The sequence below is a fragment of the Mesorhizobium sp. WSM4844 genome, from assembly GCF_055811775.1.
On sequence record NZ_JBVVQB010000002.1, the window covers coordinates 37059 to 52910 of the forward strand.

The following is a 15852-nucleotide window of genomic DNA, read 5'->3' on the forward strand; positions in this document are numbered from 1 at the left end:
TCATGCCAGCGCCGCCAACCTATAGACAACGCTCTGCCGGTGATGCGCGTGGCAGATGGCAATGGCCAGCGCGTCGGCGGCATCGTCGGTGTCGAACGTCGCCTTCGGCATCAGCACCTTGACCATCATGTGGATCTGCTTCTTGTCGCCATGGCCGACGCCGATCACCGCCTTCTTGACGGCGTTGGGCGCATATTCGGCAACGACCAGGCCGGCCAGCGCCGGCACCAGCATGGCGATGCCGCGCGCCTGGCCGAGCTTCAGGGTCGCGGCCGCATCCTTGTTGACGAATGTCTGCTCGACCGCCGCCTCGTGCGGCATGGCGGCGTGCAGGATCTCGGCAAGCCCGTCATGCAACTGGCAAAGCCGTGTCGCCAGCGCCGCCTTGTCGTCTGAACGCACGGTGCCGGAGGCGACGAAGCGCAGCGAGTTGCCGAGGCTTTCGACGATGCCCCAGCCGGTGCGCCTCAGCCCCGGATCGATGCCGATGATGCGAATCGTTTCCCCCATCCGCCAAGTCTACCCGTGGCGGACAGCGATGCCAGCGAAATGTGAACAAACCAGAAACGATTCCGCTGCGTCCCACAGGCTGTTTGAGAATTCGTTCTGACGAGACAGACGGCGTGGTTTGCGAGAACCGAAGCGGAGCGGACATTTGGGTCCGTGAGCCGCGCGTAGATCCCCTCGCTTCAATTCCGATGTCGTAGCGCATCGACGATGACCTTGAACGCGGGAAGATTTTGACGACGGCTCGGATAGTAGAGGAAATAGCCTTCAAAAAACGGCGACCAATCGTCCAGGAGCTGAACCAGCTTGCCACGTGCGATGTGCTGCTCGACGATGTTCTCCGGGACGTAGGCGACGCCGTATCCACTGGCCGCCGCATCGATCATGGCATAAGTATTATTGAAGGTCAGTTGACCGTTCACTCGAACGCGGAGCGCCTGCCCATCCTTCTCGAACTCCCAGGCGTAAAGACCGCCGGCGCTTTCATGACGCATGTTGATACAGAGATGCCGGATCAATTCTTGCGGGTGCTCGGGCACACCATGCGCGGCGAGATAGGCAGGCGAAGCAATGGCTACCAGACGCCAGTCGGGACCGATACGCACCGCGATCATATCCTTCTCAACGCTCTCTCCAATCCGGACGCCGGCGTCGAAGGCTTCCTCAACGATGTTGCGGAAGGTGCTGTCCAGGATCAGTTCGACGCTGATATCGGGATAGGCGACAAGCACCGGCTTGAGCTTGGGCCAGACCACGCTTTCGAGTGCATGGTCGGACAGGGTCAGCCTGATCGAGCCTGACGGCTTGTCGCGGAGCGCCGTCAGCGCCGCGATCTCGTCTTCGATTTCGGCGATGCGCGGCGCAATTGCATGCAGCAGCCGTTCGCCCGCGATCGTCGTTGCGACGTCAGCAGGCGGATGCCCATGCGCGCTTCGAGCTGCTTGATCGTATGGCTGAGCGTCGACTGCGCCACGCCCAGCTTTGCCGCAGCCCTGGTGAAGCTGCGCTCCTCGGCGACAGCCTGGAACCAGGTCAGTTGGTTGAGGTCGGTTCTGGTCATGAGACTCCTTCCGCCTCAGATTATTCGACCCTATCGATAAGTCCATGCCGATTTCGAGGGCTACTCGACATATTCCAAAGCCATTAGGTTGCACTCTGGGGAGCGACGAATACCGCCATGTCGGTGATCTGGATGACATGGATGTCGCAAAATGCGGACGATGCCAGAGACCGCCGGCAGCCTGACGGTCGTGGCGATCAAAGGCTTCGAACCTTCTGGGCGCGGTCGTCGGAGGGGTGCTGTTGGATGGCCTGACGATCTCCGCCACGTTCGTCGGCAGCGTGATTCTGGCTGGCATCGGAATCATGCTGATCGGAAATGGGCGGCGTCTGCTCAAGCCCCGAAGAGGACTGGCCAAGGCAGCGAGTGGCTCAACTCCAAGCCAAACTTACAGGAGATCAGAAGTGACTGCGAATAGCCCTGATACGAAAACGTCAGTGCGTGAAATCCACCGGCGCGAGCTTTTGAAGCTGACCGGTGCCGGCGTCGCCACCTTCAGTGCGGCGCCTCTCTTCAACCTTCCCTTCGCAAAGGCTCAACACATGTCAAACAGTGCAAACAATTTCTATACCAGCGGTCAGGTGACTCTCGAAAAGGTCGCCTTCAAAAGCCAATATCAGGCAAATGTCGCCGGGAATCTGCTCCTTCCCAAGAATCTCGACCGCGCAGTGCAGCATCCGGCTATCGTCGTCGGCCATCCCATGGGCGCGGTGAAGGAACAGAGCGCGACCCTCTACGCCACGAAGATGGCCGAGCAGGGCTTCGTCGCCATGGCGATCGACCTGCCCTTCTGGGGCGAGAGCGAGGGCGAAGCTCGCCAGATCGTTTCGCCGGATGTCTATGCCGAGGCGTTTAGCGCGGCGGTGGACTTCCTCGGGACACGCGAGTTCGTGGACCGCAACCGCATTGGCGCGATCGGTGTCTGCGGCAGCGGCAGCTTCGTCATCAGCGCCGCCAAGATCGACCCGCGCATGCGCGCCATCGCCACGGTCAGCATGTATGACATGGGCGCGGCGAACCGGAACGCACTCAATCACTCGCTAAGCGTCGAGCAACGAAAGCAGATCATCGCGGCGGCCGCCGAGCAGCGCTACTCCGAATTCGAAGGCGGCCAGATCCAGTATACGGGCGGAACTGATCTCGAACTGACCGCGTCGACGCATCCCATCCAGCGTGAGTTCTACGATTTTTATCGGACACCCCGCGGCGAGTTTACCCCGACGGGTGTCTCCGACCAGATAACGACCAAGCCGACGCTGACCAGCAACGTCAAATTCATGAACTTCTACCCGTTCAACGACATCGAGACGATCTCGCCGCGCCCAATGCTGTTCATCAGCGGCGATCAGGCGCATTCGAAAGAGTTCAGCGAGGAGGCTTACAGACTGGCAGCCGAGCCGAAGGAACTGGTCTGGGTTCAGGGCGCCGGTCACGTCGACCTTTATGACCGTGTCGACCTCATTCCCTTCGAAAAGCTGACGCGCTTCTTCGGTCAGCATCTGGCCGCTTAGCAGGGCCGTATCATCGAGGATGCGGCCGTGGGCCAGAAACCATGGGCATGGCTGCGCCAATCGGGAGCCCTGAAATGACACGTGACGCCGCATGGCTTTCGCGCCGCAGCTTGCTGGCAGGTGCTGCCAGCTTCGCGTTTCCCTCTTTGGTGCGCGCTCCACAACCCCGGGCAAGAAAGGAGCATCAATGCGCCTGAGATTTGTTTTTACAGATCAGGACTTCACGGTGACGCTGGACGACAACCCTTCCGCGCGCGATCTGGTCTCGATGCTGCCGCTGGACCTGACGATCGACGACTATTCGTCCAACGAGAAGATCGCCTATCTGCCGCGCAAGCTCACCGAGGAAGGCAGCGGTCGCTTTGGGAACGAGGCAGTTGGCGATCTTTGCTACTACGCCCCTTGGGGCAATCTTGCGATGTTTCATGGTCCCTATCGGTCGTCGCGCGGCCTGCTCCGGCTCGGGCGCCTCGACCAGGGGCCAGCGCCGCTTCTGGTGCGCGGAGAGCATCCGCTGCGCGTCGAAATTCTTCCTGAGATCGGAAGGCTACCGCGCAATGGATGAACGCCGCGCAATCAAGACCCTGCCGCGCCTCGGAAACGGACCCTCGCGATCCAGAATCGGCAGCTGGATGGACCAGCAAGCGCGCCGAGTAGCTGACGCGCTCGGCCGAAGTGTCTGGCACCTGGTCGGTGATCGGTCGGGTTTCAGCCAATTTCCTCCTCCCGCTCCACTTTGTGGCAAGACCGGCAAGACGATCAAATTTGAGCTTTCGCATTCATGCTTTGTCGAGCGTATCTCTTAGAGTCGCCTAAACCTTCTGCGCCGTACGTTGTAACCCTGCTGAATCGCCGCCAGCGCCGATGACGACGAAATAGGAGAACGCAATGCCTCGCAATCACGTTGAACGTCTTGAAGAGTTCAGGGAAATCCTGGTCGCGACTCGACGCGAAGGAGTCCGTAACGTGCACCATACCCGCGACGCAATGCGGGCAAGCGGCTTTCAGATCGGGGACAGCGATGGCTCCAGCTACGGAGCCAAGCTAAAGGAGCTCCAAGAGGAAATCGAGGCAGTCGATCGCGCCCTCGAAGACGAGAAACGGCTGGCCTTGGCCCTTGAAAGTGCGGCTCAACCCCGCCGATCAATCAAGCCGAGAATCGTAAAGGGAACATAGAGTCGGCGACGGCCCTTGCTGCCCGTCGCGTGGATATGCCTGCGACATCGTGTCGGGCTCGTCGCCGCCGTGCTACAGAGCCGTGAACGTCATCCGTTGCCATCAAACGGGGCGGCCGAAGCCGCCCTGTGTCGATGTCGAATTTCGTTGTGTCCATCGTTGTCGATGCCGTCGCGACCCTCGCCAACGGCGTTCTTCAGGTATCCGATCTGAAACGGATCGCGGTCGATGCGATCGTGCGATCGCGTCATTTCCGCAAGATCTTCTCCATCGCCTTGCCCTTGGCAAGCTCGTCGATCAGCTTGTCGAGGTAGCGGATTTCCTTCATCAGCGGGTCTTCGATGTCTTCCACCCGGACACCGCAGATCACCCCCGTGATCAAATTCCGAGAAGGATTCAGTTGAGGCGCCTGATCAAAGAAATCCTTCAGGCTGGTTTTCTTCCTCAGCTGGGCGTCCAGCCGCTTCTGGGTGTAGCCCGTCAGCCAGCAGATGATCTCATCGACATCGGCTTTGGTGCGTCCTTTCTTTTCCGCCTTGGCGACATAGTGCGGATAGACGCTGGCAAAGCTCATGGAATAGATTCGATGCTCGGTCATTGCACCCCCTTATGCGGGCTGGACCAGAGGTTTGAAACAGCGCCGCAGATGTTCGATGCTGTCCGCGTCAATTCTACCCGTGCTCGTCGCCTCGGCAATGCTTTGATCGCGTCGATCGCATCCTGCGACGACTGGATCCGGCCGTCGTTATTGATCTTGCCTTCAACGGATGACCGGTCGCGCTACTCGGGCACAGGTTTGGCTATCCTACCGGGCAATGCAAGATCTAGTGCCTGTCTACCCTGCCCCTGGGCAGTATGGGGACTAGTGAGCGCGTAAATGGCGCGTTTGCGCAATTATGCTCGAAGCCAACCCGGCGGCTTGCGGCCCCATTTCGGCCCGAACACGATTTGAGGATTGGCCCACAAAAGGACGCTCCTGGCGTTTAGCGGAGAATTATCGAGCAGTCTCTCAGCCGCGGGCGAAAGCCGTGTTGAGCAGCGTGATCTGGTCGGAAACCGGATTGATGCGGCGGCCGGATGGAGCGGCCTCGGCCACGGCGCCGCCGTAGATTTCCTCGTCCATGCGACGCACCAGCGCCTGCAGGCGCAGCGAGCGGTCGATGAGGTCAAGAAAATCCTTGGGCAGCTCGACCCAGCCTGCGGCATCGTTGTTGGCGGAAGCGGTATCGAGACGCACCTTGGATTTTTCGGAAGCAACCTGATCGCGAGTCATCTCGCCGGAATTCGCGGCGCGCTGCAGAAGCAGCCATGAGGCGACCTGCATCAGCCTCGTGGTCAGTCGCATCGACTCGGCCGCATAGAGCGTCGCCGCCAGCCTGGACAGTTTCTTCGCCTCGGCCCGACCCTTGCCGTCCAGATATTCGGCCGCCTGCTCGACCAGGCCCATGCCTTCCTGGTAGAGCGGCTTGAAGGATTGGGAGAAAACCCGGCGCTCCGCCAGCTTGATGGTTTTCGCGCTTCCCATCGAAGGATCGTTCATCGATACGCCCTGCACTTGCCTTACAGCCGGCCGAATCGGCGTCATCGCCGTCACGCCTGCACCCTATATGACCGAGGCTTGAAAATGCGCTTCGCCGGCGGTGAAGGCAAGCACATGTTTAACAAACGGTTAACGGCGGCGTAGCGGCACGGGCGACCGGCAATCCGGATCGCCGAAAAAAAAGAGCCGCGGATAAGGCGGCTCTCAGGAGTTTAACAGGGAGGCGTCAAACAAAGTGGCTCCAACCACTCGGTAAGAATCCAGATCACTGGATGCGCATAGTAAACGCCCGTAAAGCTTAATGAAGCCTTAACAGCGTGGATATTTTTTGAACAAGCGTCGCCCGCCTGTGCCGTAACAGCACAACAACTCCAGGCTTTTTGGGGCCTAGACCTTTGGACTCAGGCCTTTTGCGTCTCAGCATGCCGCTCTGCCTTCCACACCACCGGCAGCGCGATATAGGCGAACAGCAGCAGCCCCGCGTAAAAGCCCGTCGAGGATGTTGCCACCAGCGGCTCGATCACCGGGTTGCCGGCAAGCATGATGTAAAGGCCGATCAACAGGCCAGTGCCACTGATTGCCGTCAACCAGAAATGCACGGTGGCAAGCGTCTTTTCCGCGACTGCCGGAAACAGATGGTAGAAGAAGGCGAACACCGCCGACATCAGCCATCCGGCCACCATGATGTGGGCGTGGGTTGGCATCTGCGCATGATCTTTGCTGATCGCCATCTGCAGGCCGAGCGCCATCCCGACCAGTGCGTAGACAACGGCCAGTGTGAAGAAGTTTCGTGCTACCTTTTGCATTGTGTGCCCCGATTTGCCTTTTCCCGTCATGGGAATGGGTTGAGATCAGGCGGTCGCCCCGCCACCGGGTCCCCGGCATCGGCGCATTAGCATCGGCAATGTTTCTGGACGATGTCGCATCGCGCCCGACCCTTCCCCGGCGCTGCCAGAATAGCCGAAAACGGCGTGACGCGCTTGCGCAATCCTCGAGCGGTTCCCTTCCGGCCGTGTCTCACAGGACGCCGAACAATGCCGTCTCCCGCGCGACGCAATCTAGAGAAGGCCGGCAATCCCGTCCCACAGGAGCTTGACCGCGACGACCGCTACGGTCGCATAGGTGAAGGGGTAGAACAGTTCCGGTCGCATCCGCCGCACCAGCCAGGCGCCGGCGATGGTCGAGAGCGGCGCCAGCGGTACCAGAACCGCCGATGCGGTCAGGTTGGTGGTGTCGAACTGTCCGAGCGCAAAATAGGGGATGAGCTTCAACGCGTTGGTGGCGGCAAAGAAGATTGCGGCGGTGCCCGACAGCACTTTCGGATCGAGCCGGATCGGCAGCGCATAGACCTGAAAGGGCGGGCCGCCGACATGGGCGACGAAGCTGGTGAAGCCGGCGACCGTCCCCCAGAATGCGGCAGCCGCGCGGTTGGGCTCGGCCGAATGGCTCGCACCGTGCCGCATTTGTAGATAGACCCAGCGAAGCACGAAGATAATCGCCACGGCGCCGACGATCAGCCGCACCATTTCCGCTGTCACCAGCGCCGCGGTCAGCCAGCCGAGGCCGATGCCGATCACTGCCCCCGGCATCATGTCCGCAAGCATCTTGCGGTCGTAGACCCCCCACCATGTCCACACCGAGACGATGTCCATCAGGCACAGTATGGGCAGCAGGATGGCGGCTGCCTGCACCGGCGGCATGGCCAGCGCCATCAGCGGCACGCCGACGAATCCGACCGCACCGCCAAAGCCGCCCTTGGACAGACCGACCAGGATGACGGCTGGAATGGCGGCGACATAGAACCAGGGATCTATCAGAAGGCCTGACATCGGCGGGGAGCAGTTGGAGGGAAAGCGTGCAGACGCTGGAATAGCCGATAAACCTTCGCGCCGCGACTGCAAATGCGCACACGAAGCTGTGGTCGTTCGTGCTGAGGCCTGTCATGGTTTTGAGGAGGCAGTTGCGCCGAGTGGCGGCGGGCGCCTGCGGATCGGCTGCGCCTTGATGATGGCTGTGCTCGTTTCGGCCTTGTCGGCGATACGGTCGAGAAGCTTGTCGAGGTCGCCGATCGAGCGCACGAACAGCCGGGCAACAAAGCAGTCGTCGCCCGTCACCTTGTCGCATTCGCCAAATTCCGGAATCTCCTCGATCAGCTTCTGGACAATATGCAGCTTGCCCGGCAAGGGCCGGATGCGAACGATCGCCTGCAAGGTGTAGCCGAGCGCTTGGGGATCGATTTCGACGGTGAAGGCCCTGATAACGCCACGATCCTCCAGCCGACGCAGGCGTTCCGCGACACTCGGCGATGACAGTCCTACCTGTTGGGCCAGTTCCTTCAATGAGGTTCGCGAATCCTTGATCAGGCTTTCGAGAAGGCGTCGGTCCAGATCGTCCAGCATTTGACATTCCCAAGGAAAAGGCCATCGTCACCTTATTTAATTAGGTATAACGGGCATATCACCCGGCGCAAATTATTGAAAGCGCTGATGTGGCATGGGATTATCAACCATCAGCGTTTCGAGAGGCAATATTCATGGACAGCACGGTGCGTGGCACGGTCGAAATGACGGCCGCAATGGTGATCCTCGGCACGATCGGATGGTTCGTCGTCATGTCGGGCGAACCCATCATGGACGTCGTCTTCTGGCGCTGCGCCTTCGGCGCTATAACGCTGCTGATCATCTGCGCTGCCCTGGGGCTGCTGCGCGGCACGCTGTCACTGCGCATCGTGGCGATTGCGGCCCTTGGCGGCGCGGCCATCGTCATCAACTGGCTGCTGCTGTTCAGCTCGTTTTCCCGCGCCTCGATCTCGATCGCCACGGCTGTTTACAACACGCAGCCCTTCATGCTGGTCGGCTTTGGCGCGCTCTTCTTCTCAGAGCGGCTGACCCTGACAAAGCTGGCCTGGCTTGGCATCGCCTTCGCCGGCATGCTGCTGATCGTGCAAGGCTCGCCTGATGCCGGCTCCGATGCAGGCCCCAATACAGGTAATGTGGGCACGGATTATTTTATCGGCATCGCGATGGCGCTGGGTGCGGCTTTCTTCTGGGCCGTCGCCGCCATCGTCACCAAGAAGCTCAAAGGCACGTCGCCGCACCTGATCGCCCTCATCCAGGTCTGCGTCGGCGTCGTCATCCTGGCACCCTTCGCCAACCTTTCCCACCTTCCCGCCGACGTGTGGAGCTGGAGCATGCTGGCGACGCTTGGTGTCGTCCATACCGGCCTGATGTACATCCTGATGTACGGCGCCATCCAGAAGCTGCCAACCTATCTGCAGGGGTCGCTGTCCTTCATCTACCCTGTGGTCGCGATCCTGGTCGATGTCGTCGCCTTCGGCCACCGGCTGCATCCGGCCCAGATGGTCGGCGGCGCCGCCATCCTAGTCGCCGCCGCCGGCATGAATCTTGGCTGGACGCTGTGGAAATCGAAGACCCCAGCCGAGAGCACCCAGGCAATCAAGTGAGGCAACAACGTCGCCGTGCGACAATCATGCGCCAACGGTCCTGGCCGCCCGCCTGTTCAAGGCCGGCACTTTGCTCTATGCCGCAATGCAACCATCTTCGCCCGGCATAGGCGAAAACCGGGGTCAAAAACCAATGAACGACGCAACGCCTCCAAATCGCTGCCGCATCGTGCTGATCGCGCCGCCCGGCATGCCGGCTGAGCACATCGGCGCGGCGTTCGAGGGCGGCGACGTCGCCTCGCTGATCCTGCCCGAAAACGACATGGACGAAGCCTCCTTCCAGGCCTTCGCCGAACAGATCGTGCCGGCGGCGCAAGCGGCAGGCATCGCTGTCATCATTGCCGGCGACACCCGCATCGCCGGCCGCGTCCAGGCCGATGGCCTTCATGTCGAGGCCGGCAAGGCCGAACTCGCCGAGACGATCGAGCGTTTCCAGGCAAAAATGATGGTCGGCACCGGCGGCGCCAAGACTCGCGACGATGCGCTGGAACTCGGCGAACTCAGGCCCGACTACATCTTCTTCGGCCGCTTCGGCTACGACAACAAGCCGGAGCCGCACCCACGCAACCTGTCGCTGGGGCAATGGTGGGCGGATGTGATCCAAATCCCTTGCATCGTCATGGCCGGGTCCGACATCACTTCGGTGGAAGCGGTGGCTGCCACCGGCGCCGAATTCGTGGCGCTGTCCAGCGCCGTCTTTGCCGAGGGCATCGACCCAAAGATGGCAGTCGCCAGCGCCAACGCGCTGCTCGACGAAACCGCGCCGCGTTTCGAGGACTGACGTGCCCGCGCCGACAATCCTTTTCGGTGCTTTGCTTGCGCAGCTCACGGTGCAGGTCGCCGTGGCGGAAACCGTCCCATTGCCGCAACCGAAGCCCGACACCGCTGCAAGCACGGACAAGCCGATCGCCACGCCGCTGCCGCAGCCCGCCACCACGGCGCCGCTGCCGTCGGCCGACGCCATTAATCCCGACCGCTTCGGTGCAAAGCCGTCGGATTCTGCCTATGGCGCCTTCCAGCGCGGCCTTTACAAGACGGCCTACAACCTCGCTCTGGTTCGCGCCCAGAACGGCGATCCGGCGGCGCAGACGTTGATCGCCGAGATATTGTCGCGCGGCCTTGGCCTGCCGGTCGACGCTGCGGAGGCGGCCAAGTGGTACGCGCTTGCCGCCGAGCAGGGCATACCGGAATCGCAGTTCCAATATGCGCTGATGCTGCTCGACGGCCGCTACGTCAAGAAGGACGAGAAAGGGGCTTACGCGCTGATGCAGGCCGCCGCCGAGGCCGGCAACCGTCTGGCGCAGTTCAATTTCGCGCAGCTGCTGGTGCGGCAGGACCCCGGCGATGCCGGCATCGCAAAGGCGGTGTCCTATTATCAGCGCGCCGCCGCGACCGGCCTTGCCGACGCGCAATATGCGTTGGCGCAGGTCTATGCCAATGGCGTCGGCGGCAAGCTGCGCGACGATGCCCAGGCGCGCGGCCTGCTGGCGCAGGCAGCAAGGCAGAACTACGATACGGCGCAGATCGATCTCGCTGCCTGGATGATCGAGGGACGCGGTGGCGCCCGCGACCTGAAGTCCGGCTTCGGCTGGATGAAACAGGCCGCCGAGGGCGGCAATGTCGCCGCCCAGAACCGCCTCGCAAAGCTTTACATGGCCGGCATCGGCACCGATCCGGATCCGATCCTTGCCGGCGCCTGGTACGTCGTCGCACGGCGCGCCGGGCTGATCGACCCGCAGATGGACGATTTTCTGCAGGGCCTGACCGACGACCAGACCAAGCAGGTGCTGCAGAAGGCCAACCGCCTGCCGTAACGCGTCGCGGACAGTGAATTATTTGGCAGTGGCGCGGGTTGGATGCTTGGCGAGGGGGCGGCTCCGCCCCCCTCTCCCTCTCAAGCCATCCCCTTGGCCATTCTCTTGCCCAGTCCCCCTCCTGTCCACTCCCTTGCCTCTCCAGGCAATTTGTGGTCTTGGAGGCGCCAATTCGCTTTCGTGGCGAAAATCTCATTCCGGATCACATCATCATGGCCAAGATCAATGGCAACGAAATCCGTCCCGGCAATGTCATCGAGCATGATGGCGGCCTGTGGGTGGCTGTTAGAACCAACACCGTCAAGCCCGGCAAGGGCGGCGCCTACAACCAGGTCGAGCTGAAGAACCTGATCAACGGCACCAAGCTCAATGAGCGTTTCCGCTCGGCCGAGACAGTCGAGCAGATCCGACTGGAGATGAAGGATTTCTCCTTCCTCTACGAACAGGGCGAAGCGCTGGTGTTCATGGACACCGAAAACTACGAGCAGCTTGAATTGCAAAAGGATTTCGTCGGCGATCGCGCTGCCTTCCTGCAGGACGGCATGATGGTGACGGTCCAGCTCTATGACGAAAGGCCGATCGGCATTTCGCTGCCCGACCAGGTGACGCTGACGATCACCGAGGCCGACCCGGTGGTGAAGGGCCAGACCGCCGCCTCGTCCTATAAGCCGGCGATGCTGGAAAACGGCATTCGCGTGCTGGTGCCGCCTTTCATCGGCTCGGGCGAGCGTATCATCGTCGACACCAACGAAATCACTTATGTGCGCCGCGCCGACTAAGGCATGATCCCAAAAAGTTGCAGACTTTTTTGGACAAGATCATGTCTCAAAGCAAATAGCATCATCCCAAAAAGTTGCAGACTTTTTGGATAAGATCATGCCTCAAGGCAAATAGGCGCAGCGGCAGGAAGAAGAGCAATGGCGCGTTCCGCGATCCTCAACGTCATGGTCCAGGCCGCTATGAAGGCCGGGCGCTCGCTGTCGCGGGATTTCGGCGAAGTGCAGAACCTGCAGGTCTCGATGAAGGGGCCGGGCGACTATGTCAGCCAGGCCGACCGCAAGGCAGAAGAAATCCTCTTCACCGAGCTGTCGAAGGCGCGGCCGGGCTATGCCTTCCTGATGGAGGAGCGCGGCCTGATCGAAGGCGACGACAGCCAGCACCGCTGGATCGTCGACCCGCTCGACGGCACCACCAATTTCCTGCACGGCATTCCGCTCTTCGCCATCTCGATCGCGCTGGAGCGCCAGGGCCAGATCGTCGCCGGTGTCGTCTACAATCCGGCGATGGACGAACTCTACACCGCCGAGCGCGGTGGCGGCGCATTCATGAACGACCGCCGGCTGCGGGTTGCCGGCCGCACCAAGCTGATCGACACGGTGATCGGCTGCGGCGTGCCGCATCTCGGCCGCGGCCAACATGGCAATTTCCTGATCGAGCTGCGCAACGTGATGGCCGAAGTTTCGGGCGTGCGCCGCCTCGGCTCCGCCTCGCTCGATCTCGCCTACGTCGCTGCCGGCCGCATGGACGGGTTCTGGGAAACCGGCCTGTCGGCCTGGGACGTCGCCGCCGGCATCCTGCTGATCCGCGAGGCGGGCGGCTTCATCTCCGACTTCGCCGGCGGGCAGAACATGCTGGATGGCGGCTCGATCGTCGCCGGCAACGAGACCATCCAGCGTGCGCTGTTGAAGACCGTCAGGAAGCCGGTGACGCCGCGCTAGACCATGATCCCCGAAAAAGCATGAACCCGGACTTGGCGCGCTGAACCGCCGCAGTCGCAACACCGCAACGAAAGCTTGAAATGCTGTCCGGCATGCGCCCAAATAGGCGGATGCAGGATCATTCATGACGCGTATCGGCCCGAAATCCCAGATCGAGATACAGATCGAAATCCCCTTCATGGGACGCTGGCACTATTCGCGCGCCGAAATGATCGCTGACGGCATCGTCCATGCGGTGGGCATCGTGCTCGCCATTGCTGCTGGCTCGACGCTGCTGGCGCTGGCTGCCTTCCATACCGGTCCGGGCGAATATATCGCCGCCGCTTTCTACGTGGTTTCGCTGCTCGCCGTGCTGTCGGTGTCGCTGGCCTATAATCTGTGGCCGGTGTCGTCGCCTGCCAAGTGGATATTGCGGCGCTTCGACCATGCCGCGATCTATCTGCTCATCGCCGCGACCTACACGCCTTTCCTCGCCCAGCTCGACGGTTCGTCGCTGGCCATCTCAATGATCGTCCTGGTCTGGGCCGCGGCAGCGATCGGCATCGCCATCAAAGTGCTTCTTCCCGGTCGCTTCGACCGGCTGGCGATCGTCTTCTATCTCGCCATCGGCTGGAGCGGCATCGTTCTGGTCGAGCCGCTCGTCGAGACATTGCCGACGACATCGATCGCGCTGATCGTCGCCGGCGGCATCGTCTATTCCTGCGGCGTCGTCTTCTTCGCCTGGAAGGGCCTGCGCTTCCACAATGCGCTGTGGCACGGCTTTGTCGTCACCGGCGCCGGCCTGCATCTTGCCGCCATGGTCGACTGCCTGGTCATCAACCGACCCTAACGCAATGGTCTGCTTGGCAATATTGCCAAGCGCCATTCAATTTGGTCACAATTGCGTTTAGAGTCGCCGTCAAACGTGAATTGGCGGCGGCGGCGGCATCGGAAACGGGGCACGGATGGCTTTTTTCAAATCCTTCGGCATGGGCAGGCGCTCCGACGTGCTGATGTACGATCCGCACAAATTGTCGAGCCCGCAGGTCTTTCTGCTGACCATGGTCATCTTCCTGATGATCGTCGCTTTCATCGCCGCCATACTGACCCGGCAGATCTCGACAGCCTTCGCCACCAATCCCGGTCTCAACGGCCTGATCGTCGGCGTGCTTGCGGTCGGCATCCTGCTGGCCTTCGCGCAGGTCGGCCGGCTGTTTCGCGAAGTGCGCTGGGTCAACTCTTTTCGGGCCGGCTCCGAAACCACCGAACCGGTGCTGCTGGCGCCGATGAAGGCGATGATCGGCCGCTCGCCGACGATCGCCTTCTCGACCAGCTCGATGCGCACCATGCTCGATTCGATCGCCACCCGCCTCGACGAAAGCCGCGACACCTCGCGCTATCTTGTCGGGCTGCTGGTGTTCCTCGGCCTGCTTGGCACCTTCTGGGGGCTGCTCAACACGATCGGCTCGATCCGCGAAACCATCGGCTCGCTCGATCCCGGCACCGGCGATGCCGCAGCCGTGCTCGAATCTCTGAAGGCCGGGCTTGCCGCGCCGCTTGCCGGCATGGGCACCGCCTTCTCGTCGTCGCTGTTCGGCCTGTCCGGCTCCCTGGTGCTCGGCTTCCTCGACCTGCAGGCTGGCCGCGCCCAGACACGCTTCTACACCGAGCTCGAAAACTGGCTGTCATCGGTCACCGACCTATCCTCCGACATCGTCGTCGCCGAACCGCCCAAGGTCGAGTCCTCCGACGAGATCCGCGTCCTGTCGGAAAGACTGCGCAGCATGCAAGAGAACGGCGGCGGCGCCAATCCGCGTGTCGCCACCGCCATGGCCAACCTTGCCGACGGCATTTCGGGCCTGGTCAAGAACATGCGCTCGGAGCAGCAGATCATGCGCGACTGGGTCGAGGCCCAGTCGGACGAGCAGAAGGCGATGCGCAACACGCTGGAGAAGATCGCCGACGCCCTGAAGAAGACTGGAGTCCATTAGCATGGCTCTCGCCAGGAGCCGGCGTGCCGATCGCCGTATCGATTACTGGCCGGGCTTCGTCGACGCGCTGTCGACGTTGCTGCTCGCGATCATGTTCCTGCTTACCGTCTTCGTGCTGGCGCAGTTCCTGCTCGGCCGCGAAATCTCCGGCAAGGACACGGTGCTCAACCGCCTCAATTCGCAGATCAACGAACTGACCCAGCTTCTGGCACTGGAGCGCTCGACGACGCAGGACAGGGAAGATTCGCTCGCCAATTTGCAGGCGTCGCTGTCGGCGTCGGAGGCGGAAAAGAGCCGGCTCGAGCAATTGCTGGCGCAAGGCGCCGGTGCCGGCGACGCCGCAAACCAGCGGGCAGCGGCGCTTTCGGGCGAACTCGACGACCAGCGCCAGATCAGCCAGCAGGCACTGAGCCAGGTTGAAATCCTCAACCAGCAGATCTCGGCGCTGCGCAGACAGATCGGAGCGCTCGAAGAAGCGCTCAACGTGTCGGAAGCGCGCGATCGCGAGTCCAACACCAAGATCGCCGATCTCGGCCGCCGCCTGAACGTCGCGCTGGCGCAACGTGTGCAGGAACTGAACCGCTACCGGTCCGACTTCTTCGGGCGCCTGCGCGAAATCCTCGCCGATCGCGAGAACATCCGCATCGTCGGCGACCGTTTCGTCTTCCAGTCGGAAGTGCTTTTCCCGACAGGCTCCGAAGTGATCAACGATGCCGGCAAGGACGAGATGAAGAAGCTCGCCGACGCCATCATCGACCTGCAGAGGGAGATCCCGCCGGAGATCAACTGGGTGCTGCGCGTCGACGGCCACACCGACGACAAGCCGCTGTCGGGCACCGGCCGCTACCGCGACAATTGGGAATTGTCGACGGCGCGCTCGACCTCGGTGGTGAAGTTCCTGATCGAGAACGGCGTGCCGGCCAACCGCCTGGTTGCCGCCGGCTTCGGCGAATTCCAGCCGCTCGACCCCGCCGACACCGAAGACGCGCGCAACAAGAACCGCCGCATCGAGCTGAAACTAACCGAGCGCTGATCGCCCGGCTCCAGGCGGCGGCCGCATTTAGGGCGCTTCCCTTGATTGGAATGTGTGGAT

17 protein-coding genes and 1 pseudogene are annotated in these 15852 nt (G+C 61.8%); 11 read left to right on the top strand and 7 right to left on the bottom strand.

The annotated features are described in order from the left end of the window. The gene (gene ruvC, locus AC0L2A_RS02315; protein ID WP_287319837.1) at positions 1-510 is read right to left on the bottom strand and encodes a crossover junction endodeoxyribonuclease RuvC; all 510 of its coding nucleotides are present in this window, start codon (positions 508-510) and stop codon (positions 1-3) included. 179 nt (positions 511-689) lie between these two features. Continuing rightward, positions 690-1567 (bottom strand): annotated as a pseudogene (locus AC0L2A_RS02320) (LysR family transcriptional regulator). A 404-nt stretch (positions 1568-1971) separates the two neighbouring features. Here AC0L2A_RS02320 and AC0L2A_RS02325 point away from each other — a divergent pair. The 3 genes from AC0L2A_RS02325 to AC0L2A_RS02335 all read left to right on the top strand — a co-directional run bounded on the left by AC0L2A_RS02325 (position 1972) and on the right by AC0L2A_RS02335 (position 4254). Then, the gene (locus AC0L2A_RS02325; RefSeq protein WP_473607346.1) at positions 1972-3078 is read left to right on the top strand and encodes an alpha/beta hydrolase; all 1107 of its coding nucleotides are present in this window, start codon (positions 1972-1974) and stop codon (positions 3076-3078) included. Between the two features lie 91 nt (positions 3079-3169). Then, positions 3170-3643: a cyclophilin-like fold protein gene (locus tag AC0L2A_RS02330; RefSeq protein ID WP_473607347.1), complete on the top strand. Its 474-nt coding sequence runs from the start codon at positions 3170-3172 to the stop codon at positions 3641-3643. Between the two features lie 323 nt (positions 3644-3966). Further along, positions 3967-4254 (top strand): hypothetical protein, encoded by a 288-nt coding sequence (locus tag AC0L2A_RS02335; RefSeq protein WP_473492199.1) that lies wholly within the window; start codon positions 3967-3969, stop codon positions 4252-4254. Between the two features lie 247 nt (positions 4255-4501). Here AC0L2A_RS02335 and AC0L2A_RS02340 read toward each other — a convergent pair whose 3' ends face one another. The 5 genes from AC0L2A_RS02340 to AC0L2A_RS02360 all read right to left on the bottom strand — a co-directional run bounded on the left by AC0L2A_RS02340 (position 4502) and on the right by AC0L2A_RS02360 (position 8193). Then, on the bottom strand, positions 4502-4852 hold the full coding sequence (locus tag AC0L2A_RS02340) for a DUF2200 domain-containing protein (RefSeq protein ID WP_473607348.1): 351 nt from the start codon (positions 4850-4852) through the stop codon (positions 4502-4504). A gap of 411 nt (positions 4853-5263) precedes the next feature. Beyond that, the gene (gene rcdA / locus AC0L2A_RS02345) at positions 5264-5794 is read right to left on the bottom strand and encodes a protease adaptor protein RcdA (RefSeq protein WP_091593429.1); all 531 of its coding nucleotides are present in this window, start codon (positions 5792-5794) and stop codon (positions 5264-5266) included. Between the two features lie 401 nt (positions 5795-6195). Further along, entirely contained in the window at positions 6196-6600 is a 405-nt protein-coding gene (locus AC0L2A_RS02350; protein ID WP_473607350.1) for a hypothetical protein, read from the bottom strand. A 252-nt stretch (positions 6601-6852) separates the two neighbouring features. After that, entirely contained in the window at positions 6853-7623 is a 771-nt protein-coding gene (locus tag AC0L2A_RS02355) for a sulfite exporter TauE/SafE family protein (protein WP_473607351.1), read from the bottom strand. A 111-nt stretch (positions 7624-7734) separates the two neighbouring features. Further along, on the bottom strand, positions 7735-8193 hold the full coding sequence (locus AC0L2A_RS02360) for an Lrp/AsnC family transcriptional regulator (protein WP_091593435.1): 459 nt from the start codon (positions 8191-8193) through the stop codon (positions 7735-7737). Positions 8194-8327: 134 nt separating this feature from the next. Between AC0L2A_RS02360 and AC0L2A_RS02365 the strand changes: the two genes are divergently transcribed. From AC0L2A_RS02365 to AC0L2A_RS02400, 8 genes are all read left to right on the top strand, one after another. Beyond that, positions 8328-9257 carry a DMT family transporter gene (locus tag AC0L2A_RS02365; protein WP_091593437.1) on the top strand — a complete coding sequence of 310 codons (930 nt, stop codon included), beginning with the start codon at positions 8328-8330 and terminating at the stop codon, positions 9255-9257. Between the two features lie 133 nt (positions 9258-9390). Then, a complete protein-coding gene (locus AC0L2A_RS02370) occupies positions 9391-10038 on the top strand; it encodes a thiamine phosphate synthase (protein ID WP_091593557.1) in 648 nt (215 codons plus the stop codon). Between the two features lies 1 nt (position 10039). Continuing rightward, positions 10040-11071 carry a tetratricopeptide repeat protein gene (locus AC0L2A_RS02375; protein ID WP_473607352.1) on the top strand — a complete coding sequence of 344 codons (1032 nt, stop codon included), beginning with the start codon at positions 10040-10042 and terminating at the stop codon, positions 11069-11071. 212 nt (positions 11072-11283) lie between these two features. Continuing rightward, positions 11284-11850 carry an elongation factor P gene (gene efp, locus AC0L2A_RS02380; RefSeq protein WP_473607354.1) on the top strand — a complete coding sequence of 189 codons (567 nt, stop codon included), beginning with the start codon at positions 11284-11286 and terminating at the stop codon, positions 11848-11850. Between the two features lie 138 nt (positions 11851-11988). Continuing rightward, complete coding sequence (locus AC0L2A_RS02385; RefSeq protein WP_023800002.1) at positions 11989-12789, top strand: inositol monophosphatase family protein; 801 nt, start codon at positions 11989-11991, stop codon at positions 12787-12789. A 124-nt stretch (positions 12790-12913) separates the two neighbouring features. Continuing rightward, complete coding sequence (trhA, locus tag AC0L2A_RS02390) at positions 12914-13618, top strand: PAQR family membrane homeostasis protein TrhA (RefSeq protein WP_473607355.1); 705 nt, start codon at positions 12914-12916, stop codon at positions 13616-13618. A gap of 115 nt (positions 13619-13733) precedes the next feature. Continuing rightward, a complete protein-coding gene (locus AC0L2A_RS02395; RefSeq protein WP_473513349.1) occupies positions 13734-14759 on the top strand; it encodes a MotA/TolQ/ExbB proton channel family protein in 1026 nt (341 codons plus the stop codon). Between the two features lies 1 nt (position 14760). Then, positions 14761-15792, top strand: a complete 1032-nt coding sequence (locus tag AC0L2A_RS02400) for a peptidoglycan -binding protein (RefSeq protein ID WP_473607356.1) — start codon at positions 14761-14763, stop codon at positions 15790-15792. Positions 15793-15852 lie beyond the last annotated feature (60 nt).

Excerpts from the sequence above, each read along its gene's own strand:
- AC0L2A_RS02360 (WP_091593435.1), bottom strand. The coding sequence starts at position 8,193 with ATGCTGGACGATCTGGACCGACGCCTTCTCGAAAGCCTGATCAAGGAT.
- AC0L2A_RS02370 (WP_091593557.1), top strand. The coding sequence starts at position 9,391 with ATGAACGACGCAACGCCTCCAAATCGCTGCCGCATCGTGCTGATCGCG.
- ruvC (WP_287319837.1), bottom strand. The coding sequence starts at position 510 with ATGGGGGAAACGATTCGCATCATCGGCATCGATCCGGGGCTGAGGCGC.
- AC0L2A_RS02330 (WP_473607347.1), top strand. The coding sequence starts at position 3,170 with ATGGCTTTCGCGCCGCAGCTTGCTGGCAGGTGCTGCCAGCTTCGCGTT.
- efp (WP_473607354.1), top strand. The coding sequence starts at position 11,284 with ATGGCCAAGATCAATGGCAACGAAATCCGTCCCGGCAATGTCATCGAG.
- AC0L2A_RS02395 (WP_473513349.1), top strand. The coding sequence starts at position 13,734 with ATGGCTTTTTTCAAATCCTTCGGCATGGGCAGGCGCTCCGACGTGCTG.
- AC0L2A_RS02340 (WP_473607348.1), bottom strand. The coding sequence starts at position 4,852 with ATGACCGAGCATCGAATCTATTCCATGAGCTTTGCCAGCGTCTATCCG.
- AC0L2A_RS02385 (WP_023800002.1), top strand. The coding sequence starts at position 11,989 with ATGGCGCGTTCCGCGATCCTCAACGTCATGGTCCAGGCCGCTATGAAG.
- AC0L2A_RS02350 (WP_473607350.1), bottom strand. The coding sequence starts at position 6,600 with ATGCAAAAGGTAGCACGAAACTTCTTCACACTGGCCGTTGTCTACGCA.
- AC0L2A_RS02355 (WP_473607351.1), bottom strand. The coding sequence starts at position 7,623 with ATGTCAGGCCTTCTGATAGATCCCTGGTTCTATGTCGCCGCCATTCCA.
- AC0L2A_RS02400 (WP_473607356.1), top strand. The coding sequence starts at position 14,761 with ATGGCTCTCGCCAGGAGCCGGCGTGCCGATCGCCGTATCGATTACTGG.
- rcdA (WP_091593429.1), bottom strand. The coding sequence starts at position 5,794 with ATGAACGATCCTTCGATGGGAAGCGCGAAAACCATCAAGCTGGCGGAG.
- AC0L2A_RS02365 (WP_091593437.1), top strand. The coding sequence starts at position 8,328 with ATGGACAGCACGGTGCGTGGCACGGTCGAAATGACGGCCGCAATGGTG.
- trhA (WP_473607355.1), top strand. The coding sequence starts at position 12,914 with ATGACGCGTATCGGCCCGAAATCCCAGATCGAGATACAGATCGAAATC.
- AC0L2A_RS02335 (WP_473492199.1), top strand. The coding sequence starts at position 3,967 with ATGCCTCGCAATCACGTTGAACGTCTTGAAGAGTTCAGGGAAATCCTG.